The organism is Gordonia sp. L191 (genome assembly GCF_030077625.1).
In the GTDB taxonomy this organism is placed as follows: domain Bacteria; phylum Actinomycetota; class Actinomycetes; order Mycobacteriales; family Mycobacteriaceae; genus Gordonia; species Gordonia polyisoprenivorans_A.
The window spans coordinates 2,546,444-2,564,296 of record NZ_CP125996.1 but is presented as its reverse complement, the minus strand read 5'-3'; the positions used below and the strand labels follow the sequence as shown (position 1 = coordinate 2,564,296).

15 protein-coding genes are annotated in these 17,853 nt (G+C 68.0%); 11 read left to right on the top strand and 4 right to left on the bottom strand.

Annotated features, from left to right (window positions below; all coding sequences use genetic code 11):
* Nucleotides 1-4 precede the first annotated feature (4 nt).
* From QNM97_RS11425 to QNM97_RS11415, 3 genes are all read right to left on the bottom strand, one after another.
* Nucleotides 5-1,651 (bottom strand): GMC oxidoreductase, encoded by a 1,647-nt coding sequence (locus tag QNM97_RS11425; protein ID WP_283822820.1) that lies wholly within the window; start codon nt 1,649-1,651, stop codon nt 5-7.
* Nucleotides 1,652-1,712: 61 nt separating this feature from the next.
* A complete protein-coding gene (locus tag QNM97_RS11420; RefSeq protein ID WP_208791172.1) occupies nt 1,713-2,312 on the bottom strand; it encodes a TetR/AcrR family transcriptional regulator in 600 nt (199 codons plus the stop codon).
* Between the two features lie 31 nt (nt 2,313-2,343).
* The gene (locus QNM97_RS11415; RefSeq protein WP_208791173.1) at nt 2,344-5,154 is read right to left on the bottom strand and encodes an aconitate hydratase; all 2,811 of its coding nucleotides are present in this window, start codon (nt 5,152-5,154) and stop codon (nt 2,344-2,346) included.
* A gap of 418 nt (nt 5,155-5,572) precedes the next feature.
* Between QNM97_RS11415 and QNM97_RS11410 the strand changes: the two genes are divergently transcribed.
* The 8 genes from QNM97_RS11410 (at nt 5,573) to QNM97_RS11375 (ending at nt 14,331) form a co-directional block, all read left to right on the top strand.
* Nucleotides 5,573-6,253: an Rv1476 family membrane protein gene (locus tag QNM97_RS11410; protein WP_502875054.1), complete on the top strand. Its 681-nt coding sequence runs from the start codon at nt 5,573-5,575 to the stop codon at nt 6,251-6,253.
* Between the two features lie 396 nt (nt 6,254-6,649).
* On the top strand, nt 6,650-8,170 hold the full coding sequence (locus QNM97_RS11405; protein ID WP_283822818.1) for an NlpC/P60 family protein: 1,521 nt from the start codon (nt 6,650-6,652) through the stop codon (nt 8,168-8,170).
* Nucleotides 8,171-8,326: 156 nt separating this feature from the next.
* Entirely contained in the window at nt 8,327-9,550 is a 1,224-nt protein-coding gene (locus QNM97_RS11400; protein ID WP_283822817.1) for an AAA family ATPase, read from the top strand.
* A complete protein-coding gene (locus tag QNM97_RS11395; protein WP_283822816.1) occupies nt 9,537-10,475 on the top strand; it encodes a DUF58 domain-containing protein in 939 nt (312 codons plus the stop codon). Before QNM97_RS11400 ends, QNM97_RS11395 begins: the two co-directional genes overlap by 14 nt.
* Before the next feature lie 7 nt (nt 10,476-10,482).
* A complete protein-coding gene (locus QNM97_RS11390) occupies nt 10,483-11,460 on the top strand; it encodes a VWA domain-containing protein (RefSeq protein WP_208791177.1) in 978 nt (325 codons plus the stop codon).
* Nucleotides 11,461-11,548: 88 nt separating this feature from the next.
* Nucleotides 11,549-12,292 carry a 3-oxoacyl-ACP reductase FabG1 gene (fabG1, locus tag QNM97_RS11385; protein ID WP_208791178.1) on the top strand — a complete coding sequence of 248 codons (744 nt, stop codon included), beginning with the start codon at nt 11,549-11,551 and terminating at the stop codon, nt 12,290-12,292.
* Between the two features lie 73 nt (nt 12,293-12,365).
* Nucleotides 12,366-13,199, top strand: a complete 834-nt coding sequence (inhA, locus tag QNM97_RS11380; protein ID WP_283822815.1) for an NADH-dependent enoyl-ACP reductase InhA — start codon at nt 12,366-12,368, stop codon at nt 13,197-13,199.
* Nucleotides 13,200-13,203: 4 nt separating this feature from the next.
* Nucleotides 13,204-14,331, top strand: a complete 1,128-nt coding sequence (locus QNM97_RS11375; protein ID WP_283822814.1) for a ferrochelatase — start codon at nt 13,204-13,206, stop codon at nt 14,329-14,331.
* A gap of 49 nt (nt 14,332-14,380) precedes the next feature.
* On the opposite strand, the gene QNM97_RS11370 is transcribed toward QNM97_RS11375, so the two are convergent.
* The gene (locus tag QNM97_RS11370; protein ID WP_283822813.1) at nt 14,381-15,172 is read right to left on the bottom strand and encodes an Rv1486c family protein; all 792 of its coding nucleotides are present in this window, start codon (nt 15,170-15,172) and stop codon (nt 14,381-14,383) included.
* 78 nt (nt 15,173-15,250) lie between these two features.
* Between QNM97_RS11370 and QNM97_RS11365 the strand changes: the two genes are divergently transcribed.
* The 3 genes from QNM97_RS11365 to QNM97_RS11355 all read left to right on the top strand — a co-directional run bounded on the left by QNM97_RS11365 (nt 15,251) and on the right by QNM97_RS11355 (nt 17,851).
* Nucleotides 15,251-16,090: a DUF3097 family protein gene (locus QNM97_RS11365; protein ID WP_283822812.1), complete on the top strand. Its 840-nt coding sequence runs from the start codon at nt 15,251-15,253 to the stop codon at nt 16,088-16,090.
* 76 nt (nt 16,091-16,166) lie between these two features.
* Entirely contained in the window at nt 16,167-16,595 is a 429-nt protein-coding gene (locus tag QNM97_RS11360) for an NfeD family protein (RefSeq protein WP_006370106.1), read from the top strand.
* Nucleotides 16,583-17,851 carry an SPFH domain-containing protein gene (locus tag QNM97_RS11355; protein ID WP_283822811.1) on the top strand — a complete coding sequence of 423 codons (1,269 nt, stop codon included), beginning with the start codon at nt 16,583-16,585 and terminating at the stop codon, nt 17,849-17,851. Before QNM97_RS11360 ends, QNM97_RS11355 begins: the two co-directional genes overlap by 13 nt.
* Nucleotides 17,852-17,853 lie beyond the last annotated feature (2 nt).

Below are 17,853 nucleotides of genomic sequence, written 5' to 3'. Positions count from 1 at the left end.
GGTGTCAGCGAGTGCTCAGGAAGCGGTCCATGGTGCGTTCGGCGAGTGCGGTGATGGTCAACGACGGATTGACCAATCCCACCGCGCCCGGGGCGAACGAGCCGTCGACGACGTAGAGGTTGTCGTAGCCGCGGATTGCGCCGTCGGCGTCGGCGGCCTGCCCGACGACGACTCCGCCGAGCCCGTGGAACGTTGCGCCGGAACCGAATCCGGAGAGCCGGTCGTAGATCGGGATGCCGTTGGCCGGGTGGCCGAACCGCGTCTCGGTCCGCTGATGGAAGTGCCGGGCGAAGGCGATCGCGCGGCGGTCCAGGACACTGGAACCCTCGGGGTACGGGTAGTTCAGCTGCGTCGCGCCGGTGGCGTGGTCGTAGTCGATGGTGCCGCGCTCATCGGTGTGCACCTGGATCAGGTGTGTGGTCGCCAACGAGCCCGCGGGCGCGGGGAAGGGGCTGGCCTGATAGATCATCGTGGCCGGTCCACCGGGCAGCCGGTCCTCACGGATGCGGGCATAGCCGGGACCGCCCTGGATCGGTCCGTGCTGGTCACGGAGCGCGGTGCGCACGATGAGGAAGTCGCCGTTGCCGCCGAAACCGTTGCCGATCTTCGGCGACAGCCGGGGGAGCGTGCCCTGTGCGCGGGCCCGGACCAACAGTGAGGTGGTGTGGTAGGAGCCCGCGGCCATGAAGAGATGGTCGGCTTCGGCGGTGACGATGCGGACGGTGCGCCGCGCGTCGTCGATCAGCCGGGCCCGCACGATATAGCCGGGCCGCCGTGAGCGTTCCCGGATCTCGAAGACCTCGTGCATGGGTTTGATCGTCACGAATCCGGTCCGCTCGGCGGCGGGAAGATAGTTGTGATCGACAGAGTTCTTGGCGCCGCTGTTGACGCCGTAGGACAGGTCGCCGATCGAGACGCCGGGTTTAGCGCGTCCGGCGAGTTCGGCACGCACCCGATCCCAGTCGATGGCGTACTCCACGAATTGCGGTGCGATTCCGTAGCGTTCGAGGATTCTCAACCAGGAACGCGCGCCCACGTAGTTCGGGTGGGCGAGGATGTCGTCGGGCAGGCCCGAGGTGTTCAGCATCTTCCGGGCGCGCGGGTAGTACTCGGCGGCGAGCTCGTCGTAGCCCGTGCCGCCCGGGAACACGGTCTCGAAATCGGCCTTGTCGGGCTGCAGGGTGAACGCCCCGAACACCAGGGAGCCGCCGCCGACGCCTGCGCCGTGCACCGATTCGATGCCGTTGCCACGGATGGTGTCGAGCACACCGGGATACCGCTGGGTGGGTACCCGGCCGACGCTCGAGATTCCGGCGGTGTCGTCGAACCAGGCGGCCCGGCGATCGGGCCGGTCGAAGGTCGCGAAGGTGTTGCCGTCGGGCCGGATCGGCCAGCGCCGACCGCGCTCGAACACGGTGGTCGTGATCCCGGCCTGACCCAGGCGCAATGCGGCCACCGCACCGCCGAAACCGCTTCCGATGACGATCGCGGTGGCGCCGGAAGCGGGTGCTACGGGCGCGGCCGATGCCGGTGTCCCCGACGGGGCACCGAGACCCGCGGGGCCGAGCACGGCGGCGCCGAGCGCGCCGGCCCCGGCACCGCGCAGCAAGGAACGGCGGCTGATCGCAGCCGAAGAAGAATCTGAACGCATCCTGTGAAGATAGCGAGAAAATTAGGACAGGCAAACCTTTGTCGACCGTGGGTGATCTACTTCACATCGCGTTGCCGGCGGGGCCGGAGGTGGCGCCCCGCGACACGCGGACCGACTCCTCGACGAGGTCGAGGACGTCGTGGAGGTCATCGGTGGGCTGACCGGTCGCCAGCCGGGTGATGAGCCCGTCCAGCACGAGGTCGAGGTACTTCACCAGCACCTCGGCGGGCACGTCGTCACGAAGACGGCCCGAGGCCCGCCCGCGTTCGAGCCGGGCAAGCGTGGCCTTCTCCACATCCGCCGAGTGTGACATCCAGGCATCACGAAAGCTCTTGTCCGTCCGTAACTTTCGGGCGATCTCGAGCCGTGTTCCGAGCCAGTCGAAATCCTGCGGACGCGCCAGCACATCGCGCATCACCTGCACGAGGCCCTGCTCGGCGGCCACATCGGCCATTCGCTCGGCGTCCTCGGACGCCAGTGCCAGGAACAGTGCTTCCTTGTCACGGAAGTGATGGAAGATCGCACCGCGGGACAGGCCCGTCGATTCCTCGATGCGCTTGACGGTGGCGCCGTCGTATCCGTACTCGGCGAAACAATGCCGCGCGCCGTCGAGAATCTCCCGACGACGCGCGGCAAGTCGGTCATCGCTGACCTTGGGCACTTGAGTTGCTCCTCGTTCTCGAGCGGGTGCCTCAGCCCTTGATCATGTTCCGCAGCACGTACTGCAGGATGCCTCCGTTGCGGTAGTAGTCCGCCTCACCGGGGGTGTCGATGCGCACCTTGGCGTCGAATTCGATCGCCGTGCCGTCCTCCTTGGTGGCCGTCACATGCACGGTCTCCGGGGTGTCGCCCGAGTTCAGTGCCTCGATGCCGGTGATGTCGAAGGTCTCGGTGCCGTCGAGCCCGAGCGACTTGTGCGACTCGCCCTCGGGGAACTGCAGCGGGATCACGCCCATACCGATCAGATTCGAGCGGTGGATGCGCTCGAAACTTTCGGTGATGACCGCCTTGACGCCCAGCAGACGGGTACCCTTGGCCGCCCAGTCACGCGAGCTGCCGGTGCCGTACTCCTTACCGCCGAGGACCACCAGCGGCGTGTTCTGTGCCGCGTAGTTCTGGGCGGCGTCGTAGATGAACGACTGCGGTCCACCCTCCTGGGTGAAATCGCGGGTGTAGCCGCCGGTGACGTCCACGAGCTGGTTGGCCAGGCGGATGTTGCCGAACGTCGAGCGGATCATCACCTCGTGGTTGCCGCGACGGGCGCCCAGCGAGTTGTAGTCCTTGCGTGCCACGCCGTGCTCGTCGAGATACTGCGCGGCTGGGGTGCCCGGCTTGATCGTCGAGGCGGGGGAGATGTGGTCGGTGGTGACCGAATCACCCAGCTTGGCCAGCACGCGCGCGCCCTTGATGTCGGCGACGGGCTCCGGCTCGGGGGTCATGCCCTCGAAGTAGGGAGGCTTGCGCACGTAGGTCGACTCGTCGTCCCACTCGAAGGTCTTGCCGTCCGGGGTCGGTAGGTTCTGCCAGCGCTCGTCACCCTTGAACACATCGGCGTAGTCCTCGGCGTACTGCTCGGCCGAGATGGAACTCGCGATGGTCTCGGCGATCTCCTCGTTGGTCGGCCAGATGTCGGCGAGGAAGACGTCATTGCCGTCCTGGTCCTGGCCCAGCGGATCGGACTCGAAATCGAAGTCCATCGTCCCGGCCAGCGCGTAGGCGATGACCAGCGGCGGCGACGCCAGATAGTTCATCTTGACGTCGGGGTTGATACGGCCCTCGAAGTTGCGGTTGCCCGAGAGCACCGCGGTTGCGGTGAGGTCGTTGTCGTTGATCGCCTTGGAGATCTCCTCGGGCAGCGGACCCGAGTTGCCGATGCAGGTGGTGCAGCCGTAGCCGACGAGGAAGAAGCCGAGCTTCTCCAGGTACGGCCACAGTCCCGCCTTGTCGTAGTACCCGGTCACGACCTGCGACCCGGGGGCCATGGAGGTCTTGACCCACGGCTTGGAGGTCAGTCCCTTGTCGACGGCCTTCTTCGCGAGCAGACCCGCTCCGAGCATCACCGACGGGTTGGAGGTGTTGGTGCAGCTGGTGATCGAGGCGATGGTGACGATGCCGTGGTCGAGGATCATGGTTCCGCGCTCGGCCGACTCCACCGTCACCGGCTTCGACGGACGTCCCTCGGCGCCCTTGGAAGCGTTGTGGGCGGGCTCGTCGGAGAACGACAGCTTGGCCGCCTCCGGGGAGGTCGACGGCGAGTCCGAGGCGGGGAAGCTCTCCTCGTTGGCCTCGTCGACGCCGTTGAGCTGCGGGGTGTTGCCCTCTTCGACGTAGTTGTGGATGTCTTTGCGGAAGGCGTTCTTGGCGTCCCACAGCTCGATACGGTCCTGCGGGCGCTTGGGGCCCGCGATCGACGGGACGACGGTCGACAGGTCGAGCTCCATGTACTCCGAGTACTGGGCCTCCGGCGCGTCCTTCTCCAGCCACATGCCCTGTTCCTTGGCATACGCCTCGACGAGGGCGAGGGTCTCCGCGGACCGGCCGGTGAGCTTGAGGTAGTTGATGGTCTCGCCGTCGATCGGGAAGATCGCGCAGGTCGAACCGAATTCGGGGCTCATGTTGCCGATGGTGGCGCGGTTGGCCAGCGGTACCTCGGCGACGCCGTTGCCGTAGAACTCCACGAACTTGCCGACCACGCCGTGCTTGCGCAGCATGTCGGTGATGGTCAGCACCACGTCGGTGGCGGTGACCCCGGGCTTGGCGGCACCGGTGAGTTTGAATCCGACGACACGGGGGATGAGCATCGAGACCGGCTGGCCGAGCATCGCGGCCTCGGCCTCGATACCGCCGACGCCCCAGCCGAGGACGCCGAGGCCGTTCTCCATGGTGGTGTGCGAGTCGGTGCCGATGCAGGTGTCGGGGTAGGCGACCCCGTCGCGCACCATGACCGACCGGGCGAGGTGCTCGATGTTGACCTGGTGCACGATGCCGGTGCCCGGCGGCACGACGCGGAAGTCGTCGAATGCGCCCTGGCCCCAGCGCAGGAACTTGTAGCGCTCCTCGTTGCGCTGGTACTCGATCTCCACGTTGCGCTCGAAGGCCTGGGCGTTGCCGAAGGCCTCGATGATGACGGAATGGTCGATGACCATCTCGGCCGGTGCGAGCGGGTTGACCTTGTCGGGGTCGCCGCCGAGTTCCTTGACGGCGTCACGCATGGTCGCCAGGTCGACCACGCACGGGACGCCGGTGAAGTCCTGCATGATCACACGCGCCGGGGTGAACTGGATCTCGATGCTCGGCTCCGCCGAGGGATCCCAGTTGGCGATCGCGTTGATGTGCTCGGTGGTGATGTTCGCGCCGTCCTCGGTGCGCAGCAGGTTCTCGGCGAGGACCTTGAGAGCGTAGGGAAGCTTGTCGGTGCCCTCGACCGCGCCGAGCCGGTAGATCTCGTAGGAGTTGTCGCCCACCTCGAGGGTGCCGCGCGCGCCGAACGAATTGATACTCACGTGTAATCCACTCTCCTCTGGCCGGCGGGCTGCGCCGGCGTGTGCGTGCCGTCCCGGGCGACGGTCTCCGGGACGGCTGCGTACTTCATCGGCGAACTGACCGGCTCGTCGACTCTGACCATCCACCCGACGGGCTGCGTCGGGGTCGTGCTCGATGCTTCATCCAGCGACGTTTCATCCAGCGACCGCGGGGTTTCCGCGGTGACGTAATCCAGTCTAACAGTACGGGCGTACTGCTAACAAGGACCATGCCCGGCGCGTGCGACGCGGCCCCCCGGATGCTCACGACTTCTTTATTCTGTCGTACCGTTCTGATCGGGGTTCGGTGAGCATCCACCGACCGCCTCACATTTAATGATCGCGAAACGTGGTGGCCACCCTGACCGGTGCGCCGGCCCTGTTCGAGGAAGCGGAGACGATGAATCCTGGTCCGGCCACCGATGGCACCCAGATACTCGCCGCGCCCGCCCGGACCGTCCTCGCGGCGCCCGCCTCGTACTACGACACCCAGGGCGTCACCGCCACCACCGCCCCCGGTGGCGTCGACCTGACCGCGATCGCCGCCGACCTCCGTGACGATCATGTCTACAGCGAGGACCCCGCGCAGATCGGCGCCCTCAAGCAGGTCGTGGCGCATGCCCAGGCCGATGGTCATGACATCAACCTGGTGGTACTCAAGCAGCAGATGCCCACGTTCACGATGTATCGCGACATCGCCACCGAACTGCAACAACACGTCGGCGGGACGGTCCTGGTCTTCGGCCCCAATTCGGTGGGCAGCGCCTCGCCGGAATTCAGCCGGGTCAATCTCGAGGACGCCACCGACAATCTGACGCTGTCCAACCCTCCGCAGGCCGCACAGCAGATGGTCGACGCGATCACCAAGCCCGGGGTCGACTGGACGCTGGTCACGATCGTGCTGATCGCCGTGGTTGTCGTCGGGGCGATCGTCGGCCGCATCCGGAGTCTGCGCCGCCGGGACCGCGACCCGCTGACGTCGGCAGCCGATCCCGCTCGCGGCACGGCAGGCTCGGAGACGGGCGCGGACGACAAGGACCCGGCCGGCGTTGCCGCGCCCGGCTCGACAAATCGCTCCTAGGTCGCACTCCCAGGGCCGTCTCGGAGGTCGTTCTCACCGTCGCCGACCTGTCTCGGCGCGTTCATGGTGGCGTCCCGCGGTGCAGCCCCGATGTCACCTGATGGGCTGACGCCGCGGCGACGGTGTCCGTTGCCAATTCGATACCAACGCAACCTGTCGGACTTTGAGCAGTTCACAGCATCGACGCAGGTAATCACGTCTTTGTAATTCGTTCTACCCGTTTTCTCCTGTGGCAAATGTGACGTACGGTTCCAATGTCACGTGTGGTGTAGATGTCCATCAATGCGTCATATGTGATGCGTGTTGCATCGTCGGCGCCGTGCGCCGTACGGGGGTTGCAAGCGCTGTTCGTGCCACGGATGACCACATCCGCTGACAGACGGCGAGGGAGTGCCAGTGAGGCGAGGGACCACAGGAGTGGGCCGCAGGGCGGCGCGCCGATGGGTGTCGTTGGCGACGTCGCTCGTCGCGGCGACCGTCGGGGTGGTCGCCGTGATGGGGCCGGCGGGGGCCGCCCCGACGACCTCGAGTTCCCCGGTGTCGGCGCTGATCAATCAGATCGCCCAGGTCAACCAGAATCTCAGCGACCTCGACAGCGCGGTCGCCGCCCGACAGGAGGCGGCCAACCACGCTGTCGTCGACTACCAGAACGCCGTCGCCGCGCAGCGGCTCGCGGCCGTGGCCGCCGACGACGCCCAGCAGTCACTGGGCCGCGCGACCCGGGCCACCGAGGCCGCCCAGCGTGAGTTCGACCAATTCGTCCGCTCGGTCTATCGCACCGGCGGTAACGAGGGCACGTTGACCGAGTACCTCTCGTCGTCGGACCCGCAGAAGGTGCTCGACCGCGTCACCGTCATCAATCAACTCGGGCGTGACCAGCAGCAGACCATCCGGCGCCTGCAGGTGGCGCGCAATCAGCAGGCCAACCAGGTGGCGGCACTCCAGGCGACGAAGCGCCAGACCGCCTACGCGGCGCAGAGCGCCCAGACCCGACGGGACGACGCCGTCGCCGCGGTGTCGGCGGCTCGCGGAGCGATCGCCGACCAACAACGCAAACGGGCCACCCTGGTCCAACAGCGCAACGCGGTCCAGACCCAACTCGACAAACTGCGCGGCACGGCGCGCCCGACCCAGGTCGACGCCCCGGCGCCCGCGGATCTGCTGACCGGCCTGTTCCGCGATCTGCCCGGTCAGGCGCAACCCGGCCCGGTCACCGTCACTCCCAACCAGGCGGCCGGCGACAACGACGCCATGCAGGTCGCCGCGGAGGCCGCGGCGCGACTGGCCCTCGACGTGACGCAGAAGGTGCTTTCGGGGCTGGTGGGCCAGCAGCAGGTGCCGCATTCGGAACTGCTCGACGAACTCGGCCTCGGCGGAGCGGGGCTCGGCAGCGACGGCGGCGACACCCTGAGCTCGCGCCTGGGTTCGGGCAGCCTCGGTCAACTGTTCGGCAGCTCCGGCGGTGGGGGCGGAGTGGTCCGCCCGGGTCTGCGTGGCCCGCAGGCCGTCGAGATCGTCGTGAACCGCGCACTGTCGCAGCTGAACGTGCCCTATGCGTGGGGCGGTGGTGACGCCAACGGTCCGACCCAGGGCATCCGCGACGGCGGCGTCGCCGACAGCTACGGCGACTACAACAAGATCGGGTTCGACTGCTCGGGTCTGATGGTCTACGCCTTCGCCGGCGTCGGAATCGAGCTGCCGCACTACACCGGGTATCAGTACACGTCGGGGCCCCAGTTCCCGCTCGCGCAGATGCAGCGCGGCGACATGATCTTCTACGGCCCCAACGCCAGCGAGCACGTCGCCCTCTACCTCGGCGACGGAAAGATGGTCGAGGCACCGCAGTCGGGCGACGTGGTGAAGGTGTCGCCGGTGCGTACCGACGGCGCGATGCCCAACGTCGTCCGCCTCCTCTGACCCGGTGGTCGGCGGGCGCCACGCTCGTTCATCCGACCTACCGGCGTCCTCGGCACCCGCGCCCTTCGTGGCATGTTCTCAGTCGGCGCCGCTAGGCTGACAACGACGAGAGCGGGGGTACGTCCGTCGCCGGATCAGCAACGACAGGAGCAAGGGTTGACCTCACATCCCACAGTCGAGTCGACGGCGCAGGGGGCCGGCGCGGCGGGCTTCGAACTGAGTGACGCCGACGTCAAGCTCGTGGAACGGGCGATCTACGAGGTCAAGCGGGTCATCGTCGGTCAGGACCAGCTCGTCGAGCGCATTCTCGTCGGCCTGCTCGCCCGCGGCCACATCCTGCTCGAGGGTGTTCCCGGTGTGGCCAAGACACTCGCGGTCGAGACCTTCGCCAAGGTGATCGGCGGCAGTTTCTCCCGTGTGCAGTTCACCCCCGACCTCGTCCCGACCGACCTCATCGGCACACGCATCTACCGGCAGGGACGCGAGGAGTTCGACACCGAGCTCGGTCCCGTGGTCGCGAACTTCCTACTCGCCGACGAGATCAACCGCGCGCCCGCCAAGGTCCAGTCGGCGCTGCTCGAGGTGATGGCCGAACGTCACGTCTCGATCGGCGGAACGACCTATCCGATGCCGGATCCGTTCCTGGTGATGGCCACCCAGAACCCGATCGAGAACGAGGGCGTCTACCCCCTGCCCGAGGCGCAGCGGGACCGATTCCTGTTCAAGGTGCTCGTCGACTATCCATCGGTCGAGGAAGAACGCGAGATCGTTTATCGGATGGGCAATGTCGCCCCCGAGGCGTCGCAGATCCTCGACCCCGCGGCAACCATCCGTCTGCAGCGGACCGCCGCCAACGTCTTCGTGCACCACGCGCTGGTCGACTACGTCGTGCGCGTCATCAACGCCACGCGGCGCCCGGCCGAACTCGGATTGACCGATGCCGCGAGCTGGCTGTCCTACGGTGCCTCGCCGCGTGCGACCCTCGGTATCGTCGCCGCGGCCCGGGCACTCGCGCTGGTGCGCGGGCGCGACTACGTCATCCCGCAGGACATCGTCGAGATCATCCCGGACGTGCTGCGGCACCGTCTGGTGCTCAGCTATGACGCGATGGCCGACGAGGTCACCGCGGATACGGTGATCACCCGCATCCTGCAGACCGTCGGCCTGCCGCAGGTCGGTGCACAACCGATGGCCGCCCCGTACCCCTCGAACCAGCCGCAGCCCTCCAACCAGCAGCCGGGACCCCAGCAGCCGGGTCAGGACCACCCCAACCCGCCGGCACCTCCGATCGGGGCGCCGCCGAGCGCCGGCCAGCAGGTCACCGCCCAGCCGGGTCAGCACGCACCCAACCAGGCGACCGCGCACTATGGCGGCCAATAGCGATCTGCCGTCGCTCGGTGCGGGATTGCTCGAGGAGCCGCAGCTCACCGCGGCGCTGAAGATGCTCGAGCTCACCGTGCGGCGCAAACTCGACGGCGTGCTGCAGGGCGAGCACCTCGGCCTCATCCCCGGGCCCGGCTCCGAGCCTGGGGAGGCCCGCCCCTATCAGCCCGGCGACGACATCCGGCGCATGGAGTGGTCGGTGACCGCACGCACCACCCAGCCGCACGTCCGTCAGATGATCGCCGACCGCGAGCTCGAGACCTGGCTCGTGGTCGACGCCTCGGCGAGTCTGGATTTCGGCACCGTCAACTGCACCAAACGCGATCTCGCGGTCGCGGCGGCGGCTGCGATCGTTCACCTGACCTCCGGTGGCGGCAACCGGCACGGGGCGATCGTGGTGACCGGCGACCAGGTGGTCCGCATCCCGGCGCGGGCCGGACGAGTCCACGCCCAACACGTGCTGAAGACGATTGCCACCACCACCCGTGGCGCGCCCGGCGTTCGGGGAGACCTCGATGCCGGCATCGAAGCGCTCCGTCGGCCACAGCAACGCCGCGGCCTGGCGGTGGTGATCAGCGACTTCCTCGGACCGATCACCTGGGAGCGATCCCTGCGCGCCATCGCGGCCCATCACGAATTGCTCGCCGTCGAGGTGCTCGATCCGCGCGATATGGAATTGGCGCCGATCGGTGAGGTTCGGTTGGCCGACGCCGAATCCGGTGAGGTGCGTGAGGTGACCATCACCGACCGTCTGCGCCATGACTTCTCGGTCGCGGCACACGCCCACGAGGACAAGGTTCGGCGCACCATCCGCAGCTGCGGTGGCCCGGTGTTGTCGTTGCGGACCGACCGGGACTGGCTCACCGATGTCGTGAAATTCGTCGGCCGGCGCCGCCGCGGCCTCGCGGCCGGGGTCGGGTGATCGCGGAGTGTTCTCCAACCCCTGGTGGCTGTTGCTCGCCCTGCTCGTCGCCGGCGTCGTGGCCTGCTACGTCTATGTTCTGCGGGCTCGTCGCAGGCGAACCCTGCAGTTCGCCAACACCGAGGTCCTCGACCGGGTCACCACGCCCGACGGCCGATGGACGCGGTGGGCTCGGCACGCCCCGATCGCGTTGCTGATCGTCGCGTTGCTCCTGCTCGTCGTCGCCGCGGCGGGTCCGCAGGCCGATCGCAAGGTGCCGCGCAACAAGGCCACCGTCATCCTGGTCATGGACGTCTCTCGCTCGATGGAGTCGACCGACGTCGCGCCGACCCGACTCAAGGCGGCGCAGGCCGCGGCGAAGAAGTTCGCCGACGACCTCACCGACGGTATCAACCTGGGCCTGATCTCGTTCGCCGGGACGGCGTCCAGTCTCGTCACGCCCACACCGGATCACGGCGCGACCAAGGCCGCCGTCGACAAGCTGCAACTGGCCGACAAGACGGCCACCGGCGAGGGTATCTTCGCCGCCATCCAGCAGATCCAGACGCTCAATGCCGTCCTCGGCGGCGACTCCGGTGCGCCGCCGGCGCGCATCGTGTTGCTCTCCGACGGCAAGCAGACGGTGCCCGACGACCCCGACGACCCGCGCGGCGCCTTCACCGCGGCCCGCAAGGCCAAGGAGGAGAACATCCCGGTGTCGACGATTTCCTTCGGTACCGCGACCGGCACCGTGGATCTCGACGGAGATCAGGTACCGGTGCCCGTCGACGACGACACCCTGCGTCAGATCGCCAACCTCTCCGGCGGCCGGTTCTTCACCGCGTCGAGTCTCGATGAGCTCAACAAGGTCTACGAGTCGCTGCAGCAGGACATCGGCTACGAGATCCGCAAGGGCGACAACTCGCGTCCCTGGATCCTCTCCGGCACGATCCTCGCGATCGTCGCGGTCATCGGCTCGCTGGTCATCAACCAGCGCCTGCCGTAGCCGGTGCACCGGAGCTGTCGGTGTGTGCGTGCGCGCCCAGGGCCGACCTGGCAGCAAGTGTCACCGATCCAACCGATAGGTTTGGCGCATGGCTGATAGCAACGAAACGACCGACGCCGGTCGGGTCTCACGATCGGTACTGGTCACCGGCGGCAACCGTGGAATCGGTCTGGCCGTCGCCAAGCGACTCCTCGCCGACGGGCACAAGGTCGCGGTGACCCATCGCGGATCCGGGGTGCCCGACGGGTTGTTCGGGGTGGTGTGCGATGTCACCGACACCGACTCGGTGGATCGGGCGTTCAAGGAGGTCGCCGACCATCAGGGTCCCGTCGAGGTGGTCGTCTCCAATGCCGGCATCAACGAGGACACGCTGCTCATGCGAATGAGTGTCGAGAGCTTCGAGAAGGTCATCAACGCCAACCTGACCGGCGCCTTCCGGGTGACCAAGGCGGCCACCCGCGACATGCTGCGCAAACGGTGGGGACGGTTCATCTATCTCGGCTCGGTCGTCGGTCTGATGGGTACCCCCGGCCAGGCCAACTACGCCTCGTCGAAGGCCGGCGTGATCGGCCTCGCACGGTCGGTCACCCGCGAACTCGGTGGCCGCAACATCACGGCGAACGTGGTCGCTCCCGGGCTCATCGACACCGACATGACCCGAGCGCTGCCCGAGGAGTACACCAAGACCGCGGTGGACCAGGCGATCCCGGCCAAACGGATGGGACAGCCCGAGGAGGTCGCCGCGGTGGTGTCGTTCCTGGCCTCCGACGACTCGTCGTATGTCACCGGCAACGTGATCAACGTCGACGGCGGCCTCGGAATGGGCCACTAGAACCTCCAGATCCGTTCTCCCACCATCGATTTTCCCCATTACCCCGACCCCGCACAGCAGAGGAGTTCTCGCCGTGAGCGGAATCCTGGACGGCAAGACCGTCCTCGTCACCGGCATCATCACCGATGCCTCCATCGCCTTCCACACCGCCAAGGTCGCCCAGGAACAGGGCGCGAAGGTCATCATCACCGGGATCCCGGAGCGGTTGCGGCTGATCGACCGCATCGCCAAGCGGCTACCGCAGGAGGTGCCGGCGGCGATCCCGCTCGACGTCACCGACGAGGAGTCGCTCGCCGCGCTGGCCGACAAGGTCGGCGAACTGGCGCCCGAGGGCGTCGACGGAGTGGTGCACTCGATCGCGTTCGCCCCCAAGACCCTGATGGGCCCCGACGCCGTGCCGTTCCTCGACGGCCCGGGCCCCGATGTGTCCAAGGCCTTCGAGATCTCGGCGTGGAGCTACGCCTCGCTCGCGCGCGCGGTGTTGCCGGTGATGAACGAGCGCGGCTCGATCGTCGGCATGGACTTCGATCCGCGAACCGCCATGCCCGACTACAACTGGATGGGGGTGGCCAAGGCCGCGCTGGAGTCGGTGAATCGTTACGTCGCGCGCGAGGTCGGCTACGCCAAGCGGATCCGGTCCAACCTTGTTGCGGCCGGACCCATCAAAACGCTTGCCGCCAAGGCGATTTCGGGTACGGCGACGGATGACGCGAAGAAGCTGAACATGCTCAACGAGTACTGGAACGGTGCGTCGCCGATCGGCTGGGACGCCAACGACCCGGGCGTGGTGGGGACCAGTGTGTGCACACTGCTCTCCGACTACCTGCCGGGCACCACTGGATCGATCGTCTACGTCGACGGCGGCGCGAGCCACAACACCTGGTTCCCGGCGGACTTCATCAAGTGAGCGTGTGTCGGTGACCGTCGCGGTCGAACGCGGGGACCTCGATCCGACCGGTGAGCGCCGGCCGTTCGATTCCGTACTGTTCCTGTCCTTCGGTGGGCCCGACGGGCCCGACGACGTGATCCCGTTCCTGGAGAACGTCACCCGGGGGCGCGGTGTGCCCAGGGAACGTCTCGAGGAAGTCGCGCAGCATTACCTGCACTTCGGTGGGGTCTCGCCGATCAACCGGCTCAATCTCGACATGATCGAGGCGTTGCGCGGCGAACTGGACCGTCGGGGGCACGAGGGCCTGCCGGTCTTCTTCGGTAACCGCAACTGGCATCCGATGATCGCCGACACCGTCACCGAGATGTACGACGCGGGTCATCGGCGGATTCTGGTGTTCCCGACGTCGGCCTGGGGTGGCTATTCCGGTTGCCGGCAATACCACGAGGACATCGAGCATGCGGTGACCGAGCTGACACTGCGCCGGCCGGCGGCGGCCTCGTCGGATCCCGTGCTGCTGCGCAAACTCCCACAGTATTGGGACCATCCGGCCATGGTGGCGGCCGGTCGCGACGCGATCACGCGTGCGGCGGGCCTCCTCCCGGCCGCAGCTCGCCCACCGCGTCTGGTGTGCACGGCACACTCGGTGCCCAGCGCCGCCGACGCGAACTCCGGGCCGGCCGCCGATGGCGGCCACCTCTATTCACGTCAGGTGGCTCGCGCGGCCGAGATGGTCGCGCGGGCAGCGGGTTTCGACGACCACGACCAGGTGTGGCAGTCGCGGTCCGGGCCGCCCCAGGTGCCCTGGCTGGACCCCGACATCTGCGACCATCTCGAAGCCCTGGCCGAGCAGGGCGTCACGCAGGTCATCGTCTACCCGGTGGGATTCATCTCCGATCATCTCGAGGTGATCTGGGATCTCGACAACGAGGCGGCCGACACCGCGCGGCGTCTGGGAATGGATTACGTCCGCGCCGACACGGTCGGTACCGACGCACGTTTCGTGGCCCTGATCGCCGACCTCGTCGCCGACAGCCTTGCCGGTGTCGCGACCACCCCGGCGGCCGAGCGGCCGATGGGGTGCGGGGACAACGGGGCGATCTGCCGGGACCGCTGCTGTGTCCCGGTGGCCCGACCGACCCGCCGCTGACGCCAGGCGATCACCCTCACCGGGGATCAGTATCGTCGGCGAACGCCGATCACCATGTGGTGCCGAGGAATTCGGTGATGATCCGGTTCACTGCGGCGGCGCGCGCGGCATGCGCGAGTCCGACCAGCCGACGAAGCTCCCCATCACCGGAGGACCACTGTGCGGCGGTCGCCCCGAATCCGGCCCCGGCCTCACCGGCGAGAATCGCGATCGACTCCACCTGCGCGGCGGTCTCGATCATGCGCGTCGCGCGCACGTCGTCGTGCGGAGGCACCTCGACGAGGTGGCGGTGGGTCTGCGCGCGCAGTGTTCCGCGGAGGTCGGCGGGCATCGTCGCCGTCCGGCCACCCATCTTCGCGATCATCTCGGCTGTCGTCGAGATCGCCTGCCGCAGTTCGTATTCGATGTCCCCGGCGAGGCCGCCGGACCCACTGGGCACTTCGGATCGGTAGCGCATCGCCCGCCATCGGCACGATCCGTCGTGTTCGGTCGGGATCAGTGCCAGCGGCGTCGCTGGGCCGTCGTCGATCAGTAGGACCTCGCCGGCGGCAAGGGCCGCGGTGGTGGCCTCGTCAGGGGGCAGGCCCTGCGGGTCACCGGCGCCGGGTAGTCGGACCGAGAGGCGCCCGGCGTCGCGGAGCAGGGAGAGCATTCCCAGAACACCGGCCGGGGTCGTACCCGGTGTGTCCGTCCGATCGTCGAGGATGTGCAGATCGGCTGCCCCGGCGAGGGTGTCGACGACGTCGTCGGGGGAGCAGCGGCCGGCGATCCACGCCGCAGACCACGCGCCCAGGGCGCTGGCCGGCCAGGCGTGTTGCAGGACATGGTCGATACTGGTCATAGGTCGTCCACGATACCTTCCGGTTCACGCCTCGGCGCCCGGCGTGGCTCTCCGCGGCTGGGGCGGGAGTTGGTTAGCGTGACGGGTGTGACCGACGATCGTTACGGACGAGATGTACTGGCGGCCCCGCGCCGCGCCGCGCCCCGCACCCCCGAGGTGGCCGCCGAGCGGGACCTCGTCGTCGAGGACGCGGCGAGCGGATTCTGTGGCGCCGTCGTCGGACTCGAGAAGAGCTATGCCGGCGACCTGGTTCGACTCGAGGACCGCCACGGGCGTACGCGGGTGTTCGTGATGCATCCCGCGGCGTTCCTCATCGACGGTTCGCCGGTGACCCTGGTCCGACCGCGCACCCGGGGCCCGGTCGCGGCGCAGCGGACCGCGTCGGGATCGCGGGTGGCGCCCGCGGCGCGTGCCCGCACCGCCCGGGCGAGCCGCATCTTCGTCGAGGGCGTGCACGACGCCACTCTTCTCGAACGCGTCTGGGGATCGGATCTGCGCGCCGAGGGCGTGGTGGTCGTCGGACTCGACGGCCTCGACAACCTCGACGCCGTACTCGCCGATTTCGGCCCTGCCGCCCATCGCCGCGCGGGTGTGCTGGTCGACCACCTCGTTGCGGGATCCAAGGAGGAACGTCTCACCGCGGAGGTGGGGGAGCACGTCCTCGTTCGTGGGCATCGGTTCATCGATGTCTGGGAAGCGGTCAAACCGGCCTCCGTCGGCATCCGGGCCTGGCCGACGGTGCCGCGCGGGGAGGAGTGGAAGACCGGTGTGTGCACCCGATTGGGCTGGGGCACAACGCAAGACGGCTGGCGTCGGGTGCTCTCGAAGGTCACCGACTTCCGTGACCTCGAGGTGGATCTGTTGCGCTCGGTCGAGGAACTCATCGACTTCGTGACGGCCGCGGACGGCGACGGCTGAGTCGGCGATCGCTCCGGGGAGTCAGGCGCGGTCCGGATCGCCGCTGCCCGGATGGTGATTCTGGCAGACTGGACGCATGAGCACCCTGATCTGGCTGGTGGCCGTGATCGTGCTGCTGATCGGCGAGATGGTCAGCGGAGACCTGGTGCTGCTCATGCTCGGTGGTGGCGCGCTCGCCGCCACGGGCGTGGATTTCTTTGTCTCACCGCCCATCTGGGTGGATGTGGTGGTGTTCGCAGTGGTGGCGGTCGCGTTGTTGGCGTTCGTGCGGCCGGTGGCCAAACGGCATCTGATGTCCCGACCGGCATTGCTGACCAACGTCGAGGCGCTCGAGGGCAAGCACGCCACGGTCCTCGCGTCCGTCGACGAACACCGCGGCCGGGTGAAGATCGACGGCGAGGAGTGGTCCGCCCGCGCGATGACCCCCGGCGATCATTTCGAACCGGGCGAACAGGTGACCGTGATGCAGATCGACGGCGCGACCGCCGTCGTATGGAAGGGGTGAGAGTCGTGGAGTACATCGGCTTGGTGGTGGCCGTCCTGGTGATCGTGTTGGTGGTGGTCACCCTCGCTAAATCGGTGGCCCTCATCCCGCAGGCAGAAGCAGCGGTGATCGAACGCCTGGGGCGCTACACCCGCACCGTGTCAGGGCAGTTGACCCTGCTGGTGCCGTTCATCGACCGCATCCGGGCGCGCGTCGACATCCGCGAACGCGTGGTGTCCTTCCCCCCGCAGCCGGTGATCACCGAGGACAACCTCACCCTGTCGATCGACACCGTCGTCTACTTTCAGGTCACCAATCCGCGGTCGGCGGTCTACGAGATCGACGACTACATCGCCGGCGTCGAACAGCTGACCATCACCACACTGCGCAACGTGGTCGGTGGCATGACCCTCGAGGAGACGTTGACCTCCCGGGATTCGATCAACGGCCAGTTGCGCGGCGTACTCGATGAGGCGACCGGGCGATGGGGACTGCGCGTGGCGCGCGTGGAGCTCAAGTCGATCATGCCGCCGCCGTCGATCCAGGAATCGATGGAAAAGCAGATGAAGGCCGACCGTGAGAAGCGCGCGACCATCCTGGCCGCGGAGGGACAGCGCGAGTCGGCGATCAAGACCGCCGAGGGTGCCAAGCAGAGCCAGATCCTGTCCGCCGAGGGTGCCAAGCAGGCCGCGATCCTCTCCGCCGAGGCCGAACGGCAGTCGCGCATCCTGCGCGCCCAGGGCGACCGCGCGGCGACCTACCTCAAGGCGCAGGGCGAGGCCAAGGCGATCCAGAAGACCTTCGCCGCGGTCAAGGCGAGCAGGCCGACACCGGAGATCCTCGCCTACCAGTACCTGCAGCAGATCCCGGAGATGGCCAAGGGCGAGGCCAGCAAGGTGTGGGTGTTGCCGACGGACTTCGGTTCGGCCCTCCAGGGATTCGCGAAGTCGTTCGGCGTCCAGGGCGACGACGGGGTGTTCCGCTACGAACCCTCCGACGACATCCCGGCCGACGTCGACGAATCCGACACCGAGGGCTGGTTCGACATGACCACCGACCCGCGGGTGGCGCGTGCGGTCGCCGAGGCCGAGGCGGTTGCCCGCCAGCCCGTCGAACCCGATGCGCCGCTGCGTGCGGCCACTCGGCGCTCCATCACCGCCGACACCACCCCGTCCACCAACGCTCCGACCGGCGCGCTCGATGCGGCACCGGGATTCGCGGCGGCACCCGCGGTCGAGTCGGCCGCCCCGACCGACACCCCCGAGTCGAGCTCGTAGGT